This window comes from Streptomyces cyaneofuscatus (assembly GCF_042718795.1).
Taxonomy (GTDB): Bacteria; Actinomycetota; Actinomycetes; order Streptomycetales; family Streptomycetaceae; genus Streptomyces; species Streptomyces cyaneofuscatus_A.
Window position 1 is genome coordinate 1 of record NZ_JBHXOX010000028.1, and the last position, 25,264, is coordinate 25,264.

18 protein-coding genes and 1 riboswitch are annotated in these 25,264 nt (G+C 71.6%); of the genes, 9 read left to right on the plus strand and 9 right to left on the minus strand.

Annotated elements, in window-relative coordinates; translation table 11 throughout:
* Positions 1-129: 129 nt before the first annotated feature.
* Positions 130-1,410, minus strand: a complete 1,281-nt coding sequence (gene aceA / locus ACFWRT_RS28495) for an isocitrate lyase (RefSeq protein WP_380953345.1) — start codon at positions 1,408-1,410, stop codon at positions 130-132.
* A 386-nt stretch (positions 1,411-1,796) separates the two neighbouring features.
* Between aceA and ACFWRT_RS28500 the strand changes: the two genes are divergently transcribed.
* The gene (locus tag ACFWRT_RS28500; protein ID WP_380953344.1) at positions 1,797-3,305 is read left to right on the plus strand and encodes a short-chain fatty acyl-CoA regulator family protein; all 1,509 of its coding nucleotides are present in this window, start codon (positions 1,797-1,799) and stop codon (positions 3,303-3,305) included.
* 36 nt (positions 3,306-3,341) lie between these two features.
* Here the strand turns inward: ACFWRT_RS28500 and ACFWRT_RS28505 are convergent, their stop codons facing one another.
* Complete coding sequence (locus tag ACFWRT_RS28505) at positions 3,342-4,787, minus strand: prenyltransferase/squalene oxidase repeat-containing protein (protein WP_380953343.1); 1,446 nt, start codon at positions 4,785-4,787, stop codon at positions 3,342-3,344.
* A gap of 119 nt (positions 4,788-4,906) precedes the next feature.
* Positions 4,907-4,983: riboswitch (cobalamin riboswitch) on the minus strand.
* Between the two features lie 365 nt (positions 4,984-5,348).
* Between ACFWRT_RS28505 and ACFWRT_RS28510 the strand changes: the two genes are divergently transcribed.
* Genes ACFWRT_RS28510 through ACFWRT_RS28530 form a run of 5 tightly spaced genes read left to right on the plus strand, consistent with a single transcriptional unit; the run spans position 5,349 to position 12,735 of the window.
* Positions 5,349-8,117, plus strand: coding sequence for a prenyltransferase/squalene oxidase repeat-containing protein (locus ACFWRT_RS28510; RefSeq protein WP_380953342.1), 2,769 nt, complete (start codon positions 5,349-5,351; stop codon positions 8,115-8,117).
* On the plus strand, positions 8,114-9,055 hold the full coding sequence (locus ACFWRT_RS28515; RefSeq protein WP_380953341.1) for a hypothetical protein: 942 nt from the start codon (positions 8,114-8,116) through the stop codon (positions 9,053-9,055). The genes ACFWRT_RS28510 and ACFWRT_RS28515 overlap by 4 nt, the downstream gene beginning before the upstream one ends.
* A gap of 7 nt (positions 9,056-9,062) precedes the next feature.
* Positions 9,063-10,265: an energy-coupling factor transporter transmembrane component T gene (locus tag ACFWRT_RS28520; protein ID WP_380953340.1), complete on the plus strand. Its 1,203-nt coding sequence runs from the start codon at positions 9,063-9,065 to the stop codon at positions 10,263-10,265.
* On the plus strand, positions 10,262-11,914 hold the full coding sequence (locus ACFWRT_RS28525; protein WP_380953339.1) for an ABC transporter ATP-binding protein: 1,653 nt from the start codon (positions 10,262-10,264) through the stop codon (positions 11,912-11,914). The genes ACFWRT_RS28520 and ACFWRT_RS28525 overlap by 4 nt, the downstream gene beginning before the upstream one ends.
* Positions 11,911-12,735 carry an ECF transporter S component gene (locus tag ACFWRT_RS28530; RefSeq protein WP_380953338.1) on the plus strand — a complete coding sequence of 275 codons (825 nt, stop codon included), beginning with the start codon at positions 11,911-11,913 and terminating at the stop codon, positions 12,733-12,735. The genes ACFWRT_RS28525 and ACFWRT_RS28530 overlap by 4 nt, the downstream gene beginning before the upstream one ends.
* Positions 12,736-12,800: 65 nt before the next feature.
* On the opposite strand, the gene ACFWRT_RS28535 is transcribed toward ACFWRT_RS28530, so the two are convergent.
* Together ACFWRT_RS28535 and ACFWRT_RS28540 are read right to left on the minus strand one after the other, a co-directional pair.
* A complete protein-coding gene (locus ACFWRT_RS28535) occupies positions 12,801-13,892 on the minus strand; it encodes a M23 family metallopeptidase (protein ID WP_380953337.1) in 1,092 nt (363 codons plus the stop codon).
* Between the two features lie 307 nt (positions 13,893-14,199).
* Positions 14,200-14,655, minus strand: coding sequence for a hypothetical protein (locus tag ACFWRT_RS28540; RefSeq protein WP_380953336.1), 456 nt, complete (start codon positions 14,653-14,655; stop codon positions 14,200-14,202).
* Between the two features lie 307 nt (positions 14,656-14,962).
* Here ACFWRT_RS28540 and ACFWRT_RS28545 point away from each other — a divergent pair, with 307 nt between their 5' ends.
* On the plus strand, positions 14,963-15,934 hold the full coding sequence (locus ACFWRT_RS28545; RefSeq protein ID WP_380953335.1) for a DUF3048 domain-containing protein: 972 nt from the start codon (positions 14,963-14,965) through the stop codon (positions 15,932-15,934).
* Between the two features lie 69 nt (positions 15,935-16,003).
* Here the strand turns inward: ACFWRT_RS28545 and ACFWRT_RS28550 are convergent, their stop codons facing one another.
* Positions 16,004-17,737 (minus strand): discoidin domain-containing protein, encoded by a 1,734-nt coding sequence (locus ACFWRT_RS28550; protein ID WP_380953334.1) that lies wholly within the window; start codon positions 17,735-17,737, stop codon positions 16,004-16,006.
* Between the two features lie 353 nt (positions 17,738-18,090).
* Here ACFWRT_RS28550 and ACFWRT_RS28555 point away from each other — a divergent pair, with 353 nt between their 5' ends.
* Both ACFWRT_RS28555 and ACFWRT_RS28560 read left to right on the plus strand, forming a co-directional pair.
* A complete protein-coding gene (locus ACFWRT_RS28555; RefSeq protein ID WP_380953333.1) occupies positions 18,091-20,280 on the plus strand; it encodes a discoidin domain-containing protein in 2,190 nt (729 codons plus the stop codon).
* Between the two features lie 383 nt (positions 20,281-20,663).
* On the plus strand, positions 20,664-20,942 hold the full coding sequence (locus ACFWRT_RS28560; RefSeq protein ID WP_380953332.1) for a hypothetical protein: 279 nt from the start codon (positions 20,664-20,666) through the stop codon (positions 20,940-20,942).
* 44 nt (positions 20,943-20,986) lie between these two features.
* Here the strand turns inward: ACFWRT_RS28560 and ACFWRT_RS28565 are convergent, their stop codons facing one another.
* From ACFWRT_RS28565 to ACFWRT_RS28580, 4 genes are read right to left on the minus strand one after another with little or no spacing between them, the layout of a single operon-like run.
* Entirely contained in the window at positions 20,987-21,976 is a 990-nt protein-coding gene (locus ACFWRT_RS28565) for a zinc-dependent alcohol dehydrogenase family protein (RefSeq protein WP_380953331.1), read from the minus strand.
* Positions 21,973-22,863 carry a carbohydrate ABC transporter permease gene (locus ACFWRT_RS28570; protein WP_380953330.1) on the minus strand — a complete coding sequence of 297 codons (891 nt, stop codon included), beginning with the start codon at positions 22,861-22,863 and terminating at the stop codon, positions 21,973-21,975. Before ACFWRT_RS28570 ends, ACFWRT_RS28565 begins: the two co-directional genes overlap by 4 nt.
* A complete protein-coding gene (locus ACFWRT_RS28575) occupies positions 22,860-23,825 on the minus strand; it encodes a carbohydrate ABC transporter permease (protein WP_380953329.1) in 966 nt (321 codons plus the stop codon). The genes ACFWRT_RS28570 and ACFWRT_RS28575 overlap by 4 nt, the downstream gene beginning before the upstream one ends.
* A complete protein-coding gene (locus tag ACFWRT_RS28580; protein ID WP_380953328.1) occupies positions 23,822-25,195 on the minus strand; it encodes an ABC transporter substrate-binding protein in 1,374 nt (457 codons plus the stop codon). Before ACFWRT_RS28580 ends, ACFWRT_RS28575 begins: the two co-directional genes overlap by 4 nt.
* Positions 25,196-25,264: the final 69 nt, after the last annotated feature.

Sequence of the window (25,264 nt, forward strand, 5' to 3'; positions counted from 1 at the left end):
GGTGGGGGGGGCGCGGGGGGGGGGGGGGGGGGGGGGGGGGGGGGGGGGGGGGCGGGGGGGGGGGGGGGGGGGGGGGGGGGGGGGGGGGGGGGGGGGGGGCCCCCCCCCCCCCCCCCCCGGCCGGGACCTCTAGTGGAACTGCTCCTCCTCCGTCGACCCCGTCAGCGCCGTGGTCGAGGAGGCGGGGTTGATGGCGGTGGAGACCTGGTCGAAGTAGCCGGTGCCGACCTCGCGCTGGTGCTTGACGGCGGTGAAGCCCTGCGCCTGGGCGGCGAACTCCCGCTCCTGGAGGTCGACGTAGGCGGTCATGCCCTGCTCGGCGTAGCCGCGCGCCAGGTCGAACATGGCGTGGTTGAGGGAGTGGAAGCCGGCCAGGGTGATGAACTGGAAGCGGTAGCCCATCGCGCCCAGCTCGCGCTGGAACTTGGCGATCTGGTCGTCGTCCAGCGCGGCTCGCCAGTTGAAGGACGGCGAGCAGTTGTACGCGAGCATCTGATCCGGGTGCTCGGCGTGGATGGCCTCGGCGAACTCGCGGGCCTGCGCGAGGTCCGGGGTGCCGGTCTCGACCCAGATGAGGTCGGCGTACGGAGCGTAGGCGAGGCCGCGCGAGATGACCGGCGCCATGCCGTTCCGGACACGGTGGAAGCCTTCGGCGGTCCGCTCGCCCGTGACGAACTGGGCGTCGCGCTCGTCCACGTCGCTGGTGATGAGGTTGGCGGCGAGCGCGTCGGTGCGGGCCACGATCAGGGTCGGGACGTCCGCGATGTCGGCGGCGAGGCGGGCCGCGTTGAGGGTGCGGACGTGCTGGGCGGTGGGGACGAGGACCTTGCCGCCGAGGTGGCCGCACTTCTTCTCGGAGGCGAGCTGGTCCTCGTAGTGGATACCGGCCGCACCGGCCTCGATCATCGCCTTGGTCAGCTCGAAGGCGTTCAGCGGTCCGCCGAAGCCGGCTTCGGCGTCGGCGACGATCGGGGCCAGGTAGTCGGTGGTGTCGCCGACGTCCTCCGCGGTGGCGATCTGGTCGGCGCGCAGCAGGGCGTTGTTGATCCGGCGGACCACGCTCGGCACCGAGTTGGCCGGGTAGAGGCTCTGGTCGGGGTAGGTGTGGCCGGCCAGGTTGGCGTCGGCGGCGACCTGCCAGCCGGAGAGGTAGATGGCCTGGAGGCCGGCCTTGACCTGCTGGACGGCCTGGCCGCCGGTCAGGGCGCCGAGCGCGTGGATGTAGTCCTGCTCGTGCAACTGGCGCCAGAGCCGCTCGGCGCCGCGCCGGGCGAGGGTGTGCTCCTCGCGGACGCTGCCGGAGAGCCGGACCACGTCCTCGGCGCTGTAGGTGCGCTCGATGCCCTTCCAGCGGGGGTCGCTCGCCCACCGCCGCGCCAGCTCTTCCGCCGTCGTCCTTGCCTGCGCCATGGCGTTACTCCCGAAGTCGTGTGGGTCGATCGTGTGGGTCGATTGTGTGAAGGGTGCGAAGCCCGCGTCACCGAGTGACGCGACTTCTGGATGCGGCCCACCGGACCTCCGAGGTGGAACGGTAAGCAATGCGCCCGGCGGATCGGTCCGGGATGCCGAGGAGTACGACGTCAGGGCGTGAAATCGCGCTCGGTACCCCGGTCCGGAGCCGGTGTCCGGTGGGCCGCAGGAACAACTCTGACAGTGGCACTGAGTGCCATCAACCGGGGACGTATGCCAAGTTCTGCGAATCTTCCCGCGCACTTTGCCAAGGTTGCGAAGGTCCCCGGCAGCATCATCGCGGCTAGGGTTGTCGACATGTGGACCATGGCGGGAAGGGCTCCGAGGTGAGCAAGACGTATGCGGGCGCGCGGCTGCGCAGGCTGCGTGAGGAGCGCGGGCTGAGCCAGGCGGAGCTGGCCCGGATGCTGGCGATCTCGCCCAGCTATCTCAACCAGATGGAGCACGATTCGCGCCCCCTCACGGTCCCGGTGCTGCTGCGGCTGACCGAGGCGTTCGGGGTGGACCCCGGCTTCTTCTCGGAGCGGGATACCACCCGGGTCCTGGCGGACCTGCGGGAGGCGCTCGCCGACGAGGTCGGCGCGGCGCGCGTCTCGGCCACCGAGCTGGCCGAGCTCGCCTCCCGGCTCCCGGGGGTCGCCTCCGTCCTCCTCGACCTGGGGCGGCGCAACCAGGCGCTGGCGGGACGGCTCGCGGAGGCCGCCGAGCTGCGGGGCGGCGGCGGGCCCGACCTGCCGCGCTCCCCGCACGAGGAGATCCGCGAGTTCTTCTACCGGCGGCAGAACTACCTGCACGACGCGGACCTGGCGGCGGAAGGGCTGGCGGCGGAGATCGGGGTGCGCCCCGGCGAGGTCGTCACCGCGCTCTCGGCCCGGCTCACCGAACGGCACGGCATCCGGCTCGCCACCGCCGACGACCGGCGGGGCCGGGCCGCAGGCGCGTCGGGCGGTACGTCGGGGGGCCGCCGTCCGGCGCGGCACGGCGGCGACGAGAGCAGCAGGGAGACGGACACCGGCCGGCTGCACCACTACGACCCGGACGCGCGGGTGCTGTACCTCTCCAGCCGGCTCCGGCCCGGCCAGCAGGCGTTCCGGATGGCGACCCAACTCGCCCTGCTCGAATACGGCGGCGAGATCGCGCGGCTGGCCTCCGAGGACTACGACGAGGGGTCGGCGGTCTGGCCGCTGGCCCGCATCGGGGTCGCCAACTACGTGGCGGGCGCGCTGATCCTCCCGTACCGCGCCTTCCACACGGCGGCGGAGGAGGTCCGGTACGACATCGAGCGCCTCACCGACCACTTCGGGCTCGGCTACGAGACGGTCTGCCACCGGCTCTCCACGCTCCAGCGGCCCCGGCTCCGCGGGGTCCCGTTCTCCTTCGTCCGGGTCGACCGGGCCGGGAACATGTCGAAGCGGCAGTCCGCGACCGGGTTCCACTTCTCCCGCGCGGGCGGCACCTGCCCGCTGTGGAACGTGTACGAGGCGTTCGCCGCCCCGGGCCGCATCCACGTACAGATCGCGTCCATGCCCGACGGGCAGCGCTATCTGTGGACCGCGCGGGCCGTGACGCGCCACCGGGGCGGCTGGGGCGAGCCGGGCAAGACGTTCGCGATCGGTCTCGGCTGCGAGATCCGGCACGCGGGACGGCTCGTCTACTCCGACGGCCTCGACCTGGACAACGCCTCGGCGGCGACACCGATCGGGATGGGGTGCCGGATCTGCGAGCGGCTGGACTGCCCGCAGCGGGCGGTGCCGCCGCTGGGGCAGCCGCTGGCCATCGACGAGAACAGCAGCACGTTCGTGCCGTACCCGGTGAAGGGGGCGCCGCCCGCGTAGGCGGCAGGCGGTAGGTGCCCCCTTCACCGGACCGGGTCAGGAGTAGCGCAGCGCGATCGTGTCGCCGACGCCGATCACCTTGTTACGGGTGGCCCCGGCGAACGCCGAGCCGTCGGTGGACACCTTCCACGTCGCCGAGCCGGTGTTGGCCTTGCCGTTGACGGACGTGATGGTGCCCGTCCCGGAGGCGGGGACCACGGAGGTGACGCAGCCGGCCGGGGTGGAGGCGGTCGACGCGGCGGCCAGGACGGTGCCGAGGTCGGTCGTGGTGCCCGTGGGGGTGAAGGCGACGTTGCAGACCTTCAGGGTGCCGGTGCCGTCGTCCACGGTGAGCGCCAGCTTCGTCGCCGTACCGGAGGTGAAGCCGGCCGCCGCGACCCACTTGGGCGCGCCCACGGTGACCGGGGTGGGCGGTGCGGCGGTGAAGCCGCCCCCGGCGACGGCGCGCAGGGCGTCGGTGGAGGAGTAGGCGGACGGGGAGGTGTCCGAGGGCTGGTACTTGAAGCCGCCGGCCGGGTTGAACTGGTTGGCGATCAGGAAGTCGATCGGCGTCTTGCCCGCCGGGGTGAGGAAGTCGCCGGTCTGCGGGTTGATGCCGCAGGCGTTGAGGCCGGAGACCGCCCAGCCGTTGGAGCTGGTGTTGATGCCGTACAGGGCGTTGAACGCGCCGGAGCCGTTGACGAGCTTGCTCTTGAGGAACGCCTTGGCCTGGACGATGTCGGGGTCGGTGTTGGGCACGCCGGAGGCGCAGAGCGCGGCCATCGAGGCGCCCGTCATGTCGATGTCGCCCGGCTTGGCCAGCTCGGTCGCGTTGCCCTCGGCCTTGGCGTAGGTCCAGCCGCCGTCGTTGTGCTGGTTGGCCCGGACCCGGGTGACGATCTTGTCGACGAGCGCCTGCGGTACGCGCTGGGCGCCCGCCTGGGTTCTGGCGCCGCCCAGCGCGAGGGCGGCGAAGACCGTGCCGTTGTAGTTGGCGGACGGGCCGAAGTAGCCGGCCTCGGCGTTCTGCCAGTAGCCGTAGATGTCGGCGATCAGGTTGCGCGAGGCGGAGACCCGGGCGGGGTCGATCCCGGCGGCGTACGCGTTGAGCGTGCCGCGCTGGTAGTCGGTGACGACGGGGGTGGCGGAGGGCCAGCCGGGGGTGGAGAGCAGATTGCGGTAGACGGTCCGGGCGTTCTTCGTCGCGTCGCCGCCGGGCGTCACGTCCACGGCGGCCGTTCCGGCGGCGGCGAACGCGCTGAAGGCCCACTCGTTGGAGAGCCCGGAGCCCGCGTACGAACCGTCCGCGGCCTGGAGGGTCTTGAGATACGCCACACCGTTGGTCTTCGAGGTGGCGATCTGGGCGGGGGTGGAGGTCGCGGCGGCGGGCAGCGCCGTGAGGACGAACGCCCCGAGCGCGGCGGGCACCACGAGGGCGACGCGGCGAGGCGTACGAGAGGAACGTGAGGTGTGGGACGTACGGGACGTGGCAGAACGGGGCATGTGCCTGCTCCTGGAATGAGGGGCGCACGGCACCGCACGCCCCCGGATTCGCCCGGGGCAGAGGTGGGTGGCCGGCGCCCGGACGCGTGGGTACGGCTTGGCTGGTACGGCTGCCAGCAGGGCATTCGGGCTCGGGACCGGCCCCCTGCCGTCCCACACCGCTGCGCGTCAGCCCCGGATTCGCACCGGGTTCCCCCTTGTGGCAGGCCAGGACGCTACCCGAGGCGGCAGGGGCGCGCCAGGGACGGCCGGGGGCGCACGGGAGGCGCGAAAGCAACGAGACGTAGACCACCTTGACGGTCTCTTCGAGAGCGTGTTCCAATCCGCCTGATAAGCACTCAGCCTCAGGGGAAGCCGGTCGGAATCCGGCGCTGACCCGCAACCGTAGGCCCGCCACCGCGCGGGCGAGCCGGAATGCCTGGGGCCTGGAATTTCAGCGAGAAGCGCCGTCGCGGACTACGGCGTGGTTCGAACAGCTCCCTGCGCGCGGCCCCTTCACGGCCGTGTCTCCGGGGAGCCGTCTGCCACGCATGACCCGCTCGGACGACACGAGGGGCCGTGGTGAGGACCGCACAGCAAGATGACCGGCGCACAGCCGGCAGGAGACTCCTCTCGCTGTTCTCGGCAGCAGTGGTGACCTTCGCGGCGGGCGTGGCCTTCGTCACCGGCGCCGCTCCGGCGGCCGCCGATCCGATCGAGCGGTGCACGTCCACCGTCGGCGCCGTCGTGGCCGTGGACTTCGGCCCGTTCGGCGGCGGTGTGGTGCGCGGCTGCGACACCACCCCGACCACCGGGTTCGAGCTCCTCCGCGACGGCGGGTTCACCACCGAGGGCACCCAGCACGACGGGCCCGGCTTCATCTGCCGCATCGGCAACAGTGCCTTCAACGCCGGTAAGCAGTACCCGACCCCGGCCAAGGAAGCCTGCGTGCTCACCCCGCAGGCAAGCGCCTACTGGTCGTACTGGATCGCCTCGCCCGGCCAGGCGAGCTGGTCCTACAGCCCGCTCGGTGCCATGAGCCGCACGCCGAAGGCGGGCGACGTGGACGCCTGGGTGTTCGGCGCCACGAGCGACGGCGGCGCCACTGGCCGGCCCACCTTCACCCCCGACGACGTCCGCGCGAAGGGGGGCACGGACCCGACGGAGACCCCGACGGACGGCCCGAGCGTGCCGGTCGGGAAGATCGACGTACCGGCCGCCGCCCGCTGGGTGACCCAGCGGCTGCACGACGGCAGCCATGTGGTGGACGAGGGCGCCGAGACCCCGAACTACTTCCTGACCACCGAGGCCGCGTACGCGCTCGCCGCAGCAGGCGGCAAGAGCCCCACGCTGGACAAGGTGGTGGCCCGCCTCGCCGCCGGAACCACGGAGTACGCCTACGCGGCGGGCCCGAAGGAGGCGCCCGACGCCACGGCGGCGGCCCGGCTGGCGCTGGTCGCGGCAGTCACCGAGAGGGACCCGCGCGACTTCGGCGGGCACGACCTGCTCGGTGACCTGAAGAAGAACGTCTGCGCGTCGGGACCCGCCCCGGGGTGCACCGCCAAGGGCGACTTCACGGGTGTCTCGTACGGTGACGGCCAGGCGCTGGCCGTGCTGGCGCTGCTGCGCGGCGGGGTGGTACCGCCCGCCGACACCGTGACCCGGCTGACCCAACTGGTCTGCGAGAACGGCTCGGTGACCAGCATCCTCATCGGCCCCGGTGAGAACTGCGACGGCGACCCGATGACCACCGGCCTGGTGGCGCTGGTGCTGGACGAGGTGGGCGGCCACGACGCCACCGTCGCCAAGTCCGTCGCCTATCTGAAGAAGGCACAACTGCGGAGCGGTGCGTTCGCCGCGTTCAACGGGTCCACCGTCGGCTCCGTCCCGGCCACCGCCTACGCGGCGCAGGCGCTCCGCGCGCTGGGTGAGGTCCGTGCGGCCGATACGGCCATCTGGTGGCTGTCACGGGAGCAACTCGCCGACGGCGGCTTCGGTTCCGACGAGGGGGCCGAGGAGGCCGGGCTCTACGCGACGGCCCCCGCCGTGCTGGCGGGCAGCTCCACCGACCTGGTCACCCTGACCACGAAGGTGCCCGAGCCGACCAAGCCGCCGACCACTCCCCCGACGAAGCCGCCCACCACCACACCTCCTCCGGCCAGTGACGGCCCGGACCTCAGGAAGGGCGTCGCCTACATCACCAGCCCTGCCAACCTCCGCCAGGGCCGGTTCTATCTGGCGGACGGGTCCACCACCCGGGCCGACTTCGGCCTCACCATCGACGGCGCCTTCGCGCTGGCGGCGACCGGCCACGACAACAACGCGCTCCGTACGGTCGTCGACTTCCTGGACCGGGGCGGCAAGGACCTCGAAGCCCGTACGCTGCACGACTGGACCAACGCCGGCTCCGCGCACGCCATGGGCGGTTCGATGGGCAAGGCGGCGGTGCTCGCGCAGGTCATCGAGCGCGACCCGCGCGACTTCGGCGGCAAGGACCTGATCGCCGGTCTCGCCGAAGCGGTCTGCACCGCCAAGATCCCCCTGCCGGACCGCAGTTGTGCGGCCAAGGGTTCTTATGCCTACGCGATGTCCGTCTTCGGCCAGTCCCTCGGCGTCATCGCCCAGGTGCGGGCGGGCGAGACGAAGGCCGCCGAGGCCCCGATCGGCTATCTGGCCGGTCTCCAGCACCCCTCGTCGGGCGCCTGGCCGAGCCTGATCCCGCCGACGGGGGACGCGGACGTCGACTCCACCGCGATGGCGGCGATGGCCCTGGACCTGGTCCCCGGCGACGCCCACGCGGCGGCCGTGGACAAGGCGCTGGCCTGGATCGCCTCGCAGCAGCTCAAGGGCGGCGGTTTCCCCGGCGCGTCGGGCACCTCGGTGAACTCGGCGGCGCTCGCCGTGCAGGGCCTCTCCCTGGACGCCGGGAAGTACGGCGAGCAGATCGCGAAGGCCCGGAAGTTCCTCGCCTCGCAGCAGAACGCGGACGGCGGCTTCAACGTGGCCGAGAAGGGGCAGCGGGGCTCCAATGTGCGCGCCTCGACGCAGGCGGTGGGCGGCGCGACGGGCATCTCGTTCGGCGTGCTGACCCGCAGTCTGGACGGTACGACACCGAACCCGCTGCCGTCCTCCTCCACCGCCCCGGTCATCGTCACCCCCGGGGACACCACGGGCGGCGTGGGCGGCGGGGGCATCGTGAACGCGGACGGTCCGGGCGGCGGGGGCAGCCTCGCCTCGACCGGCAGCCAGGCGCTCGGCCTCGCGGGAGCGGCCGCCGCGCTCGTCCTGGCGGGCTGGGGCGCGGTCGTGGCCGCCCGCCACCGGCGTACGGCCGTGGGCGGTGACCTGTGAGATCCCGTCTCCGCCGGGCCGTCGGCCACGCCCTGGCCGTACTCGGCCTGACGGGCGCGGCGCTCCTCGCGCCCGCCTCCCCGGCGGCGGCCGGCCCGCAGCCGATCGGCCGGTGCACGACCTCGTCGGGCGTCGTCCTGGCCGTCGACTTCAGCCACTGGGGCGGCCCCGTCTACCGCTCGTGCGGTACGACGCCGACCACGGGCTACGAGCTGCTCAACCAGGGTGGCTGGCAGACCACCGGCACCGGGCACGACGGGCCGGCGTTCATCTGCCGGATCGGCTACAGCGGCCACCAGGGCGGCAGGCAGTACCCGACGCCCCAGCAGGAGGACTGCGTCCTCACCCCGCCCGCCTCCGCCTACTGGTCGTACTGGCACGCGAACCCCGGGGAGAACACCTGGGAGTACAGCCAGCTCGGCGCCATGAGCTACCGGCCCCGGCCGGGCAGCGTGGACCTGTGGATCTTCGGCGGAACGGACATCGGGGGCACGAAGGGCCGTCCGACGATCACGCCGAACCAGCTTCGCGCCCACAACTCCCGCCCCACGGGCGGTGATCCGGCGCCCAGGCCGAAGCCGAAGCCCGATCCCGTACGGACGGATCCGCAGCAGCCGGGCGGCGGCGTCCCGGCCCCGCCACCGCCCGCCGCCGCCCCGTCGGAGAAGGCGGCGTCCCCTTCACCGTCTCCCTCCGCGAGCGCGTCCCCGTCCGTCTCTCCGTCCCCCTCCCCCAGCGCGTCCGCCTCCGCATCCGCCTCGCCGGGTGCGGTGGCGGCGGCACCGAGCGGCGCGGCGAAGGTGGTGGACGCGGCCCCGGCTGCGGAGGCGGAACATGACTCCGGCTCGATGGTGCCCATCGCGGCGACGGCCGGTCTCGTGGCGCTGATCGGCGGCGCGGCCGTGTTCGCCGCGAAGCGCCGCCGCCGTGCGGAGTAGCGCCCGCGTGACCCGTACCGCTGTCGCGCGACCTGGTACGCCGGTGTCCGCCGCCCCCGGGGCGGGCACCGGCGGACGACGGCTCCCGCGCACCCTGCATCCGCTCGCCTGGTGGATCTGGGCGCTCGCGCTGGCCACCGCCGTGAGCCGGACCAACAACCCGCTGCTGCTCTTCCTGGTGCTGGCGGTGCTCGGTTACGTCATCACGATGCGGCGCACCGAGGCCCCGTGGGCGCGCGGCTTCAAGTACTACCTCTATCTGGCGCTGACGGTCGTGGCGATCAGGGTGGTCTTCCGGGCGGTCTTCGCCACCGGGATGCGGCCGACCGACCACCACCTCTTCTCGCTCCCGCACATCCCGACCCCCGACTGGTACGCGGGCATCCAGCTCGGCGGCCCGGTCTCCCTGGAGGCGCTGCTGTCGGCCGCCACGGACGGGCTCCGGCTGGCCTGCATGCTGTGCTGCATCGGCGCGGCGAACACCCTCGCCAACCCGAAGCGGGCGCTGCGCGTGCTGCCGGGCGCGCTGTACGAACTCGGCGTCGCCGTAACGGTGTCGATCAGCGTGGCCCCGCAACTGGTGCAGAGCGTCCAGCGGGTGGCGCGCGCCCGCCGTCTGCGGGCCGGGCGCAACAAGGGGTTGAAGGCGCTGCGGGGCATCGTCGTGCCGGTACTGGAGGACGCGTTGGAGCGGTCGCTGCGGCTGGCCGCGGCGATGGATTCGCGCGGTTACGGTCGGGCGGGTTCGGCGACGCGTGGCTCGCGCCGTCTGACCGGGGCGCTGATGCTCCTTGGCATGTGCGGTCTCTGCGCCGGGGCGTACGGGCTCCTCGACCCGACCGCGCCCACGCTGCTCGGGCTGCCCGCGCTGGCGGCCGGTTCGGTGCTCTGCCTGGCCGGGCTGCGGCTCGGCGGGCGCCGGGTGACGCGGACGACGTACCGGCCCGATCCGTGGCGGTTCGCCGAGTGGGCGGTGGCGTCGTGCGGGGTGCTGTCGGCGGTGCTGCTGTTCGTCAACGTGGGGTACGACCCAGCGGCGTTGAACCCGTCCATCTATCCGCTGACCTGGCCGACGCTGCCGCTCGTCCCGGCCGCCGCCATCCTGCTCGCCGGGGCGGCCGGGTTCCTGGCCCCGCCGCCGAGCGCGCCCGCCCCGTACGTCTCCGCACCGCACGCAAGCACAAGCTCACGCACCGAGGAAGCCGCATGATCACCTTCGACCAGGTCACCGTCGAGTACGACGGGGCCGCCGAGCCGGTCCTGCGGGAGGTGAACCTGGAGGTCGAGGAGGGCGAGCTCTGCCTCGTGGTGGGCCATACGGGTGTCGGCAAGTCGACACTGCTGGGCGCGGTCAACGGGCTCGTGCCGCACTTCACCGGCGGCACGCTGTACGGCACGGTCACGGTGGACGGGCGCTCCACCGCCGACCACCCGCCCCGCGAACTCGCCGATGTCGTCGGCGTGGTCGGCCAGGACCCGCTCGACGGTTTCGTCACGGACACGGTCGAGGAGGAACTCGCTTACGCGATGGAGCAGTTGGCGATCTCCCCGGCGGTGATGCGCAAGCGGGTGGAGGAGACCCTCGATCTGCTCGGGCTCGCCGATCTCCGTCACCGGGCGCTGTACGAACTCTCCGGCGGCCAGCAGCAGCGGGTGGCCATCGGCTCCGTCCTCACCGCGCACCCGCGCGTCCTGGTGCTGGACGAGCCGACCTCCGCGCTCGACCCGACGGCGGCGGAGGAGGTCCTGGCCGCGGTGACCCGCCTGGTCCACGACCTGGGGGTCACGGTGCTGCTGGCCGAGCACCGTCTGGAGCGGGTGGTGCAGTACGCGGACCGGGTCATCCACCTTCCGGGCGACGGCCGCGTGGTCTCGGGCGCACCGGCGGACATCTTCAGCACGTCGTCGATCGCGCCGCCGATCGTGGAGCTGGGCCGCGCCGCGCGCTGGTCACCGCTGCCGCTGTCGGTCCGGGACGCCCGCCGGGCCGCCGCCCCGCTGCGCACCGCCCTGGCGGCCACCCCGCCCCCGCCGGTCCGCCCGGTGCCCAAGGAGCCGGGCCCGGCCCTGCTCACGGCGCGCGGGGTCACGGTGGCGTACCGGGGGGTCGCGGCGGTCCGCGAGGTGGACCTCGACCTGCGGGGCGGCGAGACCATCGCGCTGATGGGCCGCAACGGCTCCGGCAAGTCGTCGCTCCTGTGGGCGCTCCAGGGCTCGGGCCCGCGCAAGTCCGGTACCGTACGCGTCGATCGGGGACCGGCAGAGAGCCGGCGCGACCCCAAGTCGCTCTCCGCCGCCGAGGCCCGACAGCTCGTCGGTCTCGTCCCGCAGACCCCGACCGACCTCCTCTACCTGGAGAGCGTCAAGCAGGAACTCGACCAGGCGGACACCGAGTCGGCGGTACGGGAGGGCCACGGGCTCTCCGCCCGCGCCATCCTGGACCGGTTGGCCCCCGGCATCGACGGCGCCACCCACCCGCGCGACCTCTCCGAGGGCCAGAAGCTGGCGCTGGTCCTCGCCATCCAACTGACGGCGGCGCCCGGAGCCCTGCTGCTGGACGAGCCCACGCGCGGCCTGGACTACCGGGCGAAGACCCAGCTCATCGCCATGGTCGACGAACTGGCCGCCGAGGGGAGGTCGGTGGTGATCTCGACTCACGACGTCGAGTTCGCGGCCCGCGCGGCGGACCGGGTGGTCGTGATGGCCGAAGGCGACATCGTCGCGGACGGCCCGACCACCGAAGTGATCGTCGCCTCACCGGTCTTCGCCCCGCAGGTGGCGAAGATCCTGTCGCCACTGCCGTACCTGACGGTCGGTCAAGTGGCTGCCGTACTCCCGGCCGGGGAGGCGGACGCATGACGGAACTTCCGCCGCTCACCGACCGCTCGGCCGGCGCCATCCGCATCGGCCCGCGCGCCGGAATCGTCATCGCGCTGGCCGCCTTCCTCGGCCTGGCCGCCTTCTTCTGGCCGTTCCTGGTCGCACCGGGGCGCCTGGGGGCAAACTACGCCCCGCCGCTGATCTTCGGCGTCCTGCTGGTCCTCGTCCTGTGCGTGGTGATCTCCGAGATCGCCGAGGGCGGGATCAACTCCAAGGCGCTGGCGATGCTCGGGGTGCTCTCCGCCGTCAACGCGGCGCTGCGGCCGCTCGGGGCGGGTACGGCGGGCATCGAGACGGTGTTCTTCGTCCTGGTCCTGGCCGGCCGGGTCTACGGTCCCGGCTTCGGCTTCACCCTGGGCTGCACGTCCCTCTTCGCCTCCGCGCTGATCACCGGCGGGGTCGGCCCGTGGATGCCGTACCAGATGTTCGGCTGCGCGTTCGTCGGCATGCTCGCGGGCCTGCTGCCCCGCGCCACGGGCCGCCGCGAGGTGATGATGCTCGCGGTCTACGGATCGCTCTCCGGCTATCTCTTCGGCTTTCTGCTGAACCTGTCCTTCTGGCCGTTCTCGGTGGACCCGAACAGCTCCATCGCCTACCTGCCCGGCCTGCCCTTCACCGAACAGTGGCAGCGTTACCTCGCCTTCGACGTGGCGACGTCGCTGGGCTGGGACACCGGACGGGCGGTCACGAACTTCCTCTGCATCACCCTGGCCGGTCCCGCGGTCCTCACCACGTTCCGCCGGGCGGCCCGCAAGGCCCGCTTCCGCGCGCCTGTGCGGTTCGCGGGGCCGAAGGGCTGAGGAGCCGCGGTGGCGGCGGCGGGCCCGGCCGCTGAGCCCCTCAGCCCCTCAGCCCCTTGTGGTGGTCAGCTCGTGCGGTTGTAGATGGCTGTGCCGGGGCAGGCCGTGACGCCGAGCCGGGTGCCGCAGCCGGAGTACTGGCCGGAACCGTTCCACCAGGCCCAGCCGCCGATCGTGCGACCGTTCAGCCAGGTGTACTGGCCGTTGTAGTTGGCGTCGTAGGTGCGCAGGCTCCAGTGCACATGCGCACCGGTCGCGGCGCCGCCGGCGCAGGTATCGGTGCCGATGGTGCCGAGCAGCGCGCTCCGGGCGATCGACGTCCCGTTGTAGTAGGTCGTATTGCGCATGTGGTAGTAGTCCGTGGAGAAACCTCCCGGGTGGATGACCCGGGTCCAGCCGCCCCCGGCACCGCACATCGAGGTCGCCGTGCCCTCGCGGGAGGACCGGACCAGTCCGCTCGCGTTACCCCCGGCGAAGTCGAGGGCGCTCCAGTAGCCGGACCCGCCGTCGTGGGCGTGCGGGCCGCCGGTGAGAGTCATGTAGTGGTCGGGCATCCAGGGCAGCAGCAGGCCGTTGGTGTTGGCCAGGGCTCCCACCTCACCCGCCCCGGCCTGCGGCTCGGTCCTGCGCTCCGCGTACGCCGTCATGTTCCGCCGTTCCGCCTTACCGACCAGCGGGGACCGGGCCACGTACGCGGCGAACTCGCGGTCGCCCTCCAGGCCCGCGATCCAGCGCCCGTTCTGCCGGTGCGCGATGTACAGCCAGCCTTCCGGCTCACCGTGGTGCGCGCGGGACGCCTCGACATAGGCGACGCCCCGAGCCCAGCCGTCCGCGGCGGTCCGTACGTCCACGACAACTTTGCGGCCCTCGTCGGCCATTTCGGCGACGGCCGCATCGGAGGCGAGGCCGCCGCTGTCCTGGGACCGTGCGAGGACGTCCGCCGAGACGGCGTCGACCAGATTCCCGCGGTCGGTGCCGAGACGGCCCTCGACGGCGGCAGGCACCTTCACGACGATGTCGGCGGCGGAGGTCGTGGAGGCGGCCGCCGGGAGCGCTGCGGAGCCGTGGGACGTCGCGGGCGCCGACGGGGCGACAGCGAGCAGCCCGGTGACGGCGAGAACGACGGCGGCGGTTCTCAGGGACAGTCGGGAGAACACGGGCGGTATTCCTTTCGCGTGGGAGGAGCCTGCCCGGCCGGGATGGTGAGGCGGAGGCCGGATGAGGACGGCTGCAGGTGGCACCGGGCTTTGACCCCTTCTCCGATTTGACGTGCCCCTGTCAAGATGGCGCCCCGGTCAACGCGCGTCAACCACGGAGAACAGGCCACCACCGGGCGATCCGGCCAGGTCGGTCGCACAGGCGGCCGGACCGGCCCCGGGGCCGGTCCGGCCGGGATCCCTCGCAGACCGCCCCGAAGCCCACACGGCGCCCGCCCCGAAGCCGATCAGCCGACGGCCCCACCGCTCACCCGCTACCCGGCTCCGACCGGGGAACCGTCGCGTCCCCGGCGTGGAAGGTCAGTCCGGAGATGTCGTGCCCCTGGATCACCTGGCCGTAATAGGTGCCCCCGTTGGTGGTGTTGTTGACCGTGACGGTGGGTCCTGGCGCCTGGTGGGGGGCCAGTTCCTCCAGCAGGTCCCTGAGCTCCCCCGCTGCCTCCGGGTTGTCGCGCAGGGCCCTGCGGAGCCTGACCCGCCAGGCGGCCGCGATGTCCTCGGCGCTGTCCTCGTCGCCGCTGCGGCGGGCCGCGACCAGTTCCTCGCGGGACTCCTCCAGCTCGGCGTCGATCGCCTCGCTTTCCTCGCCCCGCCCCAGGAACCGGGCCAGCCGCCCGCGCACCTGCGACCAGGCCTCGGTCGCCATCAGCCCCACGAACGTCGTCGCACCCGATGCCGCCAGTGCCGTCAACTCGGCTTCCATCGGCCCCCTCCGTTTCACCGGTCACCGTACGGGCACGTAACCCGCCACTGGTGCAACCGTAGAGAGCGAACACTCCCATCGGAAGCGGAATCAGGGGCGCGGCGCGGTGCAGTTCCAGCCATGTCCGGTTGCTCTGTCATTCCGTGAACACAGGGAGTGACCGCTTGCTCCGTCGATGAAACCGATGAACCCGCCCCGATGCCTGGCGCAACCATGAACCGGCCGGACGCGTGATGATGGATGAGGGGCAGCGACGCGGCAGCGCTCCGCCGGGACGGCCGGACGGTGCCCCGGAAGGGCGGTCGCCATGTCCGTAGCCCGAACGAAGGCATCAGCCCGCTCGAAAACGTCCGTCGCAGCGCTGCTCACCGCGCTCCTCCTGGTCCTCCTCGCGGCCGGCTGCACGGGCGGCGACGGTTCGGCGCCCGAGAGCCGGAGCAGCAGCCCGTCCGGCACGGGGGCGGACGCGCAAGTGCTCGCCGTGAAGATCGACAACGTGGCGCCGGCCCGGCCGCAGACCGGTCTGGAGCAGGCGGACATCGTCTACGTCGAGCAGGTGGAGGCCGGGCTCAGCCGTCTCCTCGCGGTCTACTCCTCCGACGTGCCGCCGGTCGTCGGCCCGGTCCGCAGCGCCCGGGAGACCGATCTGGAGCTGCTGCGCCAGTTCGACCGGCCGGTGCTCGCCTTCTCCGGGGCGCAGAGCAGGCTCCTGCCGGTCATCGACCGGGCGCCGCTCGACGCCGTACCGCCGTCGGACGCGCCCGGGGCGTACTTCCGGGGTGCTGAGCGGCCGGCGCCGCACAATCTGTATCTGCGGCCGGAGCGGATCCCGTACAGCGCTTCCGGGACCGAGGCAGTCGAGGCGCTGGGGCTGAGGTTCGGCCCGGCGCCGCCCGGCGGGAGCGCCGAGGACAGCCGTACGGTCCGCTTCCCGTCCGCGCGGACCACTTTCACCTGGTCCGCCGAGCGCGAGCGGTGGCTGGTCGCCATGGACGGCGCCCCGGCCCGGATGAGCGAGGGGGAGCAGCTCGGAGCCGCCACGGTGATCGTGCAGGAGGTGACCGTACGTCCGTCGTCGTTCGGCGACCGGTCCGGGAACAACACCCCGTTCACCGAGACCGTGGGCTCGGGCACCGCGCACGTCCTGCGGGACGGCAAGGCGTACGAGGCCCGGTGGGCGCGGACCGCGGCGGACGCGGACACCCGGTTCACGACGCCGGACGGTGAGCGGATCGACCTGGCCGAGGGGCCGCTCTGGATCGTGTACGAAGCTCGCTGAGGGTCCGACGAGGGACGGGCCGAGGCTCCGGCGGGGGACGGACCAGGCCGTCCCCCGCCGGAGTGGGGGTTACTGCCAGACCTTGACGTAGTCGACGCTCAACTTCTGCGGGAAGCGGCTGGTGCTGTCCGGCGGACCCGGCCAGTCACCCCCGACCGCGTTGTTGAGGATCAGGAAGAAGTCGTGGTCGAACACCCAGGGTCCGCGGGTGCGCTCCAGCTCCTCCCGGTCGACCCGGAACGAGACCTGGCCGTCGACCCGGAACGTCATGCCCTTGCTGTTCCAGTCCACCGAGAAGGTGTGGAAGTCGTCGGCGTAGTTCGCGCCGCCGGGCAGGGAGTGGGGGCCTCCGTAGCCGGCCGCGCCGTTGTAGGCGGGTGCGTGCAGGGTGGAGTAGGCGGTCTTCGGCTCCTTGCCGACGTGCTCCATGATGTCGATCTCACCGGTGTAGGGCCACGGGCGCCCCTTGTCGAAGTAGTCCGCGCCCAGCATCCAGAACGCGGGCCAGAGGCCTTGCGTGCCGGAGACCTTGATGCGTGCCTCGACCCGGCCGTAGGTGAACTTGAACTTCCCGTAGGTGTTGAGCCGCGCCGAGGTGTACTGGCAGGTGGTGCTGCCGCTCAGCGGGTCGCGCGGGCAGGACGAGCCGGGCGTCGCCTCGCGGCGGGCCTCCAGGACGAGGCTGCCGTTGCCGTCCTGGGCGGCGTTCTTGTTGTTCGTGTAGTACTCCAGCTCGTTGTTGGGCCCGGTGCCCGTCTCCGGTACCCACTTGGCCGGGTCGGGTGCGGCGCCGGCGGGGCCGTTGAACTCGTCGCTGAAGACCAGGCGGTCGTAGGCGGGCTCCGGCGGCAGCGGCGGCGCGGGGATCGGCGCGCCACCCGTGCCCCAGACCTGGAACTCCCAGAGCGAGTAGCCGTACTGGCCGCTGCGCTGGGTGGCGTACAGGCGTACGTGACGGCCGGTGCCGGTGACGTTCAGGGTCTCCTTGAAGCCGGTGCCGGTGGTGGTCTGGTGGATGGTGCGCCAGTCGGTTCCGTTGTCGGAGACCTCGATGCGGTAGGCGCGGGCGTAGGCCGGGTCCCACTGGAGGACCACCCGGCGGATCTCGGCGCGGGCGCCGAGGTCGACCGCGATCCAGCCGGGGTCGGTCCAGCCGCCCTCGGGGCTGGTGGCCCAGCGGCTCGCGGGGTCGCGGTCGAAGGCCTTGTCCGGGCCGCACTCCCAGCAGGTGCCGTCGTGCTGGGAGGTGGAGGCGGAGCCGGTCCTGCCGTACGAGAGCAGGACGTCGCCGCCGGGTTCGTTGCCGCCGGTGGTGGAGTAGACCTGGAACTCGTGGAGGGAGTAGCCCCACGGGGTGGCGCGCTGGGTGCCGACGAGCCGGACGTAGCGGCCGGTGCCCGCGACGGTGAGGGTCTCGACGCCTCCGGCGCCGGTGGTGGTGGAGTGGACCGTCGTCCAGTCGGTGCCGTTGGCGGAGAGCTCGATCCGGTAGCCCTTGGCGTACGCGGCCTCCCAGTCGAGAACGACCTGGCCGACCGCTGTGCTCGTCCCCAGGTCGATGCGGATCCACTGGTTGTCGCTGAACTCGCTGGACCAGCGGGTACCGCGGTTGCCGTCCACGGCGTTGGGGGCGGCGAAGGGCCCCTCGGCGCTGGAGGCGGTGGCCGGTTTCCCCTGGGAGACGAGGACGGGGGCGGCGACGGCCCGTTCGGGGGCGAGGGCCACCGAGAGGGTGAACAGGAGCGCCACCGCGGCCATGACGGCCAGAGCGCCTCGAAGCCGTGGTGTTCCACGGGCATTCATGTGAACTCCTTGCTCTGTAGCGGGTTTGGGCCGAGAGAGCGCTCCCCCCGCAGTGCGGAGCGTGGCGGCAGCGGCGCCAACCGTCAAGGGCCTGCGGGGCAGTTGACGCAATCGCCGACGGAACCCCACCGGACGTGTCACCCCACTCCCCCACCAACTCCCGTTGCGCTTTCAGGAGATGAAACATCAGGCGCCCCTGGAGGCCGATCACGGCGATCCTGTGCACAACTCTTGACGTGGCCGAAACGCGGGAGAATCATTCGCGTACCGAGAGAGCGCTCTCTCCCTTCGGAGGGAGCCTGTGCCCGCCCCCGCCTCCACCCCCGCGCACATGACACTCAGGAGCTCAGGACATGTCTGTTGCCCTCGTCAGACCCTCGCGGCCCCCGCTGGCCGCACTCCACCGATGGCGCGCCCTCGGCTTCGCGCTGGTGACCGCCCTGGTCGCGACCCTGCTCGGCGTGGTGCAGGCCGCTCCGGCGCAGGCCGCGCCCGTCCTGCTCTCCCAGGGCAGCCCGGCGACGGCCTCCAGCACCGAAGGCCCCTTCGCCGCCTCCGGCGCGGTGGACGGCAACCCCGGCACCCGCTGGTCCAGCGCGTTCTCGGACCCGCAGTGGATACGGATCGACCTCGGCTCCCCGGCCGCCCTCAGCCGGGTCGAGCTCGCCTGGGAGGCCGCGTACGCGAAGAGCTACCGGATCGAGCTCTCCACCAACGGCACCACCTGGACCAACGCGTACAGCACCACCACCGGCCAGGGCGGCAACGAGACGCTCACCGTCTCCGGTGAGGCCCGCTACGTACGCCTCACCGGCACTCAGCGTGCCACCGGATACGGCTACTCCCTCTGGGAGTTCAAGGTCTTCGGTACGCGGGACGGGGGCGGCGGCCCGCAGATTCCCGGCGGCGGTGACCTCGGCCCGAACGTCCACGTCTTCGACCCGTCCACGCCGAACATCCAGGGCAAGGTCGACGAGATCTTCCGGCAGCAGGAGTCCGCGCAGTTCGGCTCCGGCCGGCACGCGCTGCTCTTCAAGCCCGGTACGTACAACAACATCAACGCGCAGATCGGTTTCTACACCCAGATCGCCGGTCTCGGCCTCAACCCCAACTCCACCACCTTCAACGGTGATGTGACCGTGGACGCGGGCTGGTTCAACGGGAACGCCACCCAGAACTTCTGGCGCTCGGCGGAGAACCTCACCCTCAACCCGGTCAACGGCACCAACCGGTGGGCGGTCTCCCAGGCCGCGCCGTTCCGCCGCATGCACATCAAGGGCGGACTCAACCTGGCACCCGACGGGTACGGCTGGGCCAGCGGCGGCTACATCGCCGACAGCAAGATCGACGGCACCGTGGGCCCGTACTCCCAGCAGCAGTGGTACACCCGCGACAGCTCGGTCGGCGGCTGGACCAACGCGGTCTGGAACATGACCTTCTCCGGTGTGCAGGGCGCGCCCGCGTCCAGCTACCCGAACCCGCCGTACACCACGCTGGACACGACCCCGATCTCGCGCGAGAAGCCGTTCCTGTACCTCGACGGCAACGAGTACAAGGTGTTCGTCCCCGCGAAGCGGGTCAACGCGCGCGGCGTCTCGTGGGACGGCGGGAACCAGCAGGGTGAGTCCATCCCGCTGAACCGCTTCTACGTCGTCAAGCAGGGCGCCACCGCGGCGACCATCAACGCGGCGCTCGCCCAGGGCCTCAACCTGCTCTTCACGCCCGGGGTTTACCACATCGACCAGACCATCAACGTGAACCGCGCCAACACCGTCGTCCTCGGTCTCGGCCTCGCCACGATCATTCCGGACAACGGGGTGACCGCGATGAAGGTCGCCGATGTCGACGGCGTGAAGCTGGCCGGCTTCCTCATCGACGCCGGTCCGGTCAACTCGCCCACGCTGCTGGAGGTCGGTCCGCAGGGCGCCTCCGCCGACCACTCGGTCAACCCCACCACCGTGCAGGACGTGTTCATCCGCATCGGTGGCGCGGGCCCCGGCAAGGCGACCACCAGCATGGTGGTCAACAGCGACGACGTGATCATCGACCACACCTGGGTGTGGCGCGCCGACCACGGCGAGGGCTGGGGCTGGGAGACCAACCGGGCCGACTACGGCGTCCGCGTCAACGGCGACGACGTGCTGGCGACCGGCCTGTTCGTCGAACACTTCAACAAGTACGACGTCGAGTGGTACGGCGAACGCGGCCGCACGATCTTCTTCCAGAACGAGAAGGCGTACGACGCCCCCAACCAGGCGGCCATCCAGAACGGCACCACCAAGGGCTACGCGGCCTACCGGGTCGACGACTCGGTGAACCAGCACGAGGGCTGGGGACTGGGCAGCTACTGCTACTACAACGTCGACCCGACGATCATCCAGGAGCACGGCTTCAAGGCACCGGTCAAGCCGGGCGTGAAGTTCCACAACCTGCTGGTCGTCTCCCTCGGCGGCAACGGGCAGTACCAGCACGTGATCAACAACATCGGCTCCCCGACCTCGGGAACGTCGACGATCCCTTCGACGGTCGTCAACTTCCCCTGATCCGCACGGTGTGAGGCCGGTGAGCCGGTCCGGTGTCCGGGCAGCCCGGACCGGCTCGCCCTGCGACCGTGAGCGCCCTCCGGCGGACGTGACCGTCCGCCGGAGGGCTTTCCCCCGCGCTCCTTTCGCGCGCGGCCGCGAACGTTCGGCCGGGATGCGAAGTTGAGGGAATCATGATCACAGGAGTGGACCACGTCGTCCTCGCGCAAGGACCGGCCGCCGCCGTGGTGGACCGGTGTCTCACGTCATGGCTCAGCCGCTGGCCCGAGCTCCGGTGCGCCTCAGGCGAAGACGACTCAGACGGCGCCTCCTCACCGTGGGTTCCCGGTGGAACCGGGACGTGCAACGGTCGCGGGGCCCTCCTCATCGCTCGCGACGAGGAGATGGAGGCGAGCTGGGACACGTCCGGCTACGCCCTGGACGAGCACGGGGACGGTCCGCTGGCCCTCTTCTACGAAGCGGCGGGCCGGCGATCGCTCTCGATGACTCCGCAGCGGGATCCGTACGACCGCGCAGGCTTCCCCTACGAGCCGTACGACATCACGGTCGCGGGGGCGGGGCTGCATCTCTTCACCCTGGTCACCCCCGACGACAGCACCTTCATCCGCGCCGCACTGGACACACTTCTGCTCGCCGCCGACACTTCCCTGGCTGGCTGCTGACCGGAAGTCCCACCGACCGGGGGCCGTCCCTCGCACCCCGCGCGCTACGGCTGCACCACGATCTTCCGTCCCACCCCCGCCTTGAACTGGTCGATCGCCTCCGGGTACCGCTCCAGCGGCAGCCGGTCGCTGATGAAGACGGCCGGGTCCAGCACTCCGCTCGCGAAGAGCGCGGCGGCCCGTTCGTAGCTGTGCAGGACCGCCATCGAGCCGGTGATGGTGATCTCCTGGTTGTAGATCCGGTAGGGCTCGATGACCGCCGTGGTGGCGTAGTCGGCCACTCCGAACTGGAGGAAGGTGCCGCCCTTGGCGACCCGGCCGAGGCCGTCCTGGATGGCTCCCGCGTTGCCGGTGGCGTCGATGACCACGTCCCAGCCGCCGGGCCGGTCCAGCTCCTCGGCGCGGGCGGTCGCGCCCGTGCAGCCGAGGAGCTTCGCCGTCTCCAGGCGCTGGGCGTTGATGTCCAGGACCTCCACCGACGCGGCGCCCGTGCGCTTGGCCAGCTCCAGCATCATCAGGCCCATCGTCCCGGAGCCGTAGATGAGGACCTCGGCGCCGAGGTTGCCCTTGAGGACGTCGTAGCCGCGGACCGCGCAGGAGAGCGGTTCGATCAGGGCCGCGTCGGCGACGTCGACGTGTTCGGGGAGTTTCACGCAGTTGGCGACCGGGGCGACGGCGAACTCGGCCGCCCCGCCGGGAACCGTGACGCCGATGGCGGCCCAGTTGTCACAGAGGTTGCCGCGGCCGGAGCGGCAGTAGCGGCACTCGTGGCAGTGCAGCGAGGGATCGACGGCCACCTTGTCGCCGACGGCCAGCTCGGTGACGTCGGTGCCGACGGCGACGATCTCGCCGGCGAACTCATGGCCGGGGACGATCGGCAGGGTGGGAGCGAACTCCCCCTGGAGGATGTGCAGATCGGTGCCGCAGAGCCCGCAGGACGCCACCTTCACGACCACGTCACGCCTGCCGGGGGTGGGGTCGTCGACCGTGGTGACGGACACCTTGCCGGGGGCCTCGACGATGGCTGCCCTCATTTGACTGCTCCCAGAGAAAGGCCCTGGACGAGTTTGTCCTGGGCGGCGTAGCCGGCGATGAGCACCGGCAGGGACACGACCACGGACGCCGCGCACAGTTGGGCGAGGAAGAGCCCCTGGCTGGTGACGAAGGTAGTCAGGTGGACGGGCGCAGTCCCGGCGACCACGCCGGTCAGCACCCGGGCGAACAACAGCTCGTTCCAGCTGAAGATGAAGCAGATCAGGGCCGTGGCGGCGATGCCGGGGGCGGCCACGGGGGCGACGACCCGCCCCAGCACGGTCGGCAGCCTCGCCCCGTCCACCTGGGCCGCCTCGATGATGGAGACGGGGACGTCGGCGAGGAAGGACTGCATCATCCACACCGCGATCGGCAGGTTCATCGAGGTGTAGAGCAGGACGAGCAGCCAGATGTTGTCCAGGAGCCCGGTGTTCTTGGCGAACAGGTAGATGGGCAGCAGACCGGCGACCACCGGCAGCATCTTGGTGGAGAGGAAGAAGAACATCACGTCGGTCCACTTGCGCACCCGACGGATGGAGAGCGCGTACGCGGCGGGCAGCGCCAGCAGGAGCACCAGGAGGGTCGAGAACAGCGACGCCGTCAAGGAGTTGACCAGCGGGGGCCAGGGGGTCGGGCCCCCTCCGCCGCCGAAGAAGGTCCGGTAGCCGTCGAGCGTCAGCGAGGCTGCCAGGGAGGGCGGGTTGGTCGCCGCGTCGGCCTCCGAGTGGAAGGAGGTCAGCACCATCCACAGGGCGGGCAGGCAGAAGACCAGGCCCACGGCCCAGGCGGTCAGGCCGAGGACGGTGGAGCGCCTGCGGGCGCGGGCCGTCGGCGCGGCGGCCTTCGCGGTGGCTCGGGTGCGGGTCGGTGCTGTGGTCGAGGCGCTCATGCGCGGCTCGCCTCCTCACGGAAGAGGGAGGAGACCACCCGGAGCGCGAAGGTCGCGATGATCACGGTGCCGATCACCACGACCACGCCCACGGCGGACGCCAGTCCGTACTCGTGGGCCCGGTAGAAGGTCTCGTAGACGGTGTACGGGAGGTTGGCGGTGCCGAGGCCGCCCGCGGTGATGGTGAACACGGCGTCGAAGTTCTGCACGATGTACACCGAGCCCAGCAGGACGCCGAGTTCGAGGTAGCGGCGCAGGTGCGGCAGGGTCAGGAAGCGGAACATCTGCCAGGGACCGGCGCCGTCGAGGCGGGCGGCCTCCATCATCTCGGCGGGGCGGCTCTGCAGCCCGGCCAGCAGGATCAGCATCATGAACGGGGTCCACTGCCAGACGAGCGCCGCGGCGACGGCCATCAGCGGCATCTCGGAGGTCCACTCGGGCTGCGCGATCGACTCGATGCCGAAGAGGTTGCCGAACCAGGTCAGCACACCGTTGAAGAGCCCGTACTCCGGGTTGTAGAGCGCGTGCTTCCACAGCAGCGCCGCCGAGACCGGCACGATGAGGAACGGCGTGATGAGGAGAGTACGGACGAAGCCCCGGCCGAAGAACGTGCGGTCCAGGAGCAGGGCGAAGGCGAGGCCGAGGACGACGCTGACGATCACGACCGTCGCGGTGAGCAGGACGGTGGTGAGGACCGATTCGCGCAGGGCCGGATCGGTGAAGACGGAGCCGTAGTTGGCGAATCCGGTGAAGTGGCGCTGGTCCGGCTTGAGCGAGTTCCAGTCGAAGAAGGAGATCACCAGGGTTGCCACGAACGGCAGTTGGGTGACCACGATCAGGAAGACGAGGGCGGGCAGAAGCGGTGCGCGCGTCGCCCAGGCGCGGGCTCTGCTACCGGTGGGGCGTTTGCCGGGCGGGGCCGGCGGGGGCGGGGTAGGCCGTACGGCGGTGGTCGTGGTCATCGGTACTCCTCCGCTACCTTCTCGGCCAGCTTCTGAGAGGTGGCGAGTGCGGCGTCCACCGACTGGCGGCCCGCGATGGCGGCGCTGATCTCCTGCGCGACCTTGGTGCCCAGGTCGGTGAACTCCGGTACGCCGACGAACTGGATGCCCGCCGTGGGGCGCGGCTGGGTGCCGGGGTTGTTGGGGTCGGCATCGGAGATAGCCTGCTGGGTGACGTCGGCGAACGCCCCTGCTTCCTTGCGGTAGTCGGGGTGGGCGTAGGTCGAAGCGCGTTTGCCCGCCGGGACGTTGGACCAGCCACTGGTGGCGCCGACGAGTTCCTCGTACTCCTTGCCGGAGGCCCAGGAGATGAACTTCCAGGCGTCGTCGGCCTTCTTGGAGGCGTTCTGCATGCCCCAGGCCCAGGTGTAGAGCCAGCCGGAGCTCTTGGTCTGCTCGACGGGGGCCGGTACGTACCCGATCTTGCCCTTGACGGGTGAGTTCTTGGCCTCCAGCGAACCGGCGCCGGCGGTGGCGTCGTACCACATGGCGGTCTTGCCCTGGGTCATGTTGTTGAGGCATTCGGCGTACCCGGACTGCGGGGCGCCGAGCTCTCCGTGTTCGCGCACCAGGTCGACGTAGAACTGGGTGGCCTTCTTGAACTCCGCTGAATTCAGGCGTGGTTGCCAGTCCTCGGTGAACCAGGTGCCGCCCATGGTGTTGACGACGGTGGTGAGCGGGGCGATGACCTCGCCCCAGCCGGGCAGGCCGCGCAGACAGATGCCCTTCATCCCGCGCTGCGATCCGTCGGTCTTCGCGGCGAGTTCGGCGACCTCCTTCCAGGTCGGCTTGGCGGGCATGTCGAGCCCTTCCTTCTCGAAGACGTCCTTGCGGTACATCAGGAAGGAGGACTCGCCGTAGAAGGGCTGGGCGTAGAGCTTGCCGTCCTTGTGGGTCAGCGACTCGCGCAGCGGCGGGAGGATGTCCTGCTGGTCGAAGCCCGGGTCGGCGTCGACGTATGCGTCCAGCGGGCGCAGCCAGCCGTTCTCGGCGAAGAACGGCAGCTCGAAGTTGGAGATGGTGGCGATGTCGTACTGGCCGGCCTGGTTGGAGTAGTCCTGGCTGATCTTGTCGCGGACGTCGTTCTCGGGCAGCACCGTGAAGTGGACGGTGATGCCGGTCTCCTTGGTGAAGTGCTCCTTGGTCAGCTTCTGCAGTTCGACCATCTGCGGGTTGTTCACCATCAGGACGTTGAGGGCGTCACCTCCCCCGAAGGAGGTCCCGCCGGCCCCGGCGCAGCCGGTGGCGAGGAGGGCGAGTGCCGCGGCCGCGGCTGCCGTACGCGGCAGGCGGCGGCGTGGTCCGTGTCGTCGGCGGGGGTGCGGGCTCATGGGGACTCCTGATCAGTCGTAGCGGCTCGGTGATCGGGTCGTACGGGGGTGGCGCGGGTGGCGCGGGCA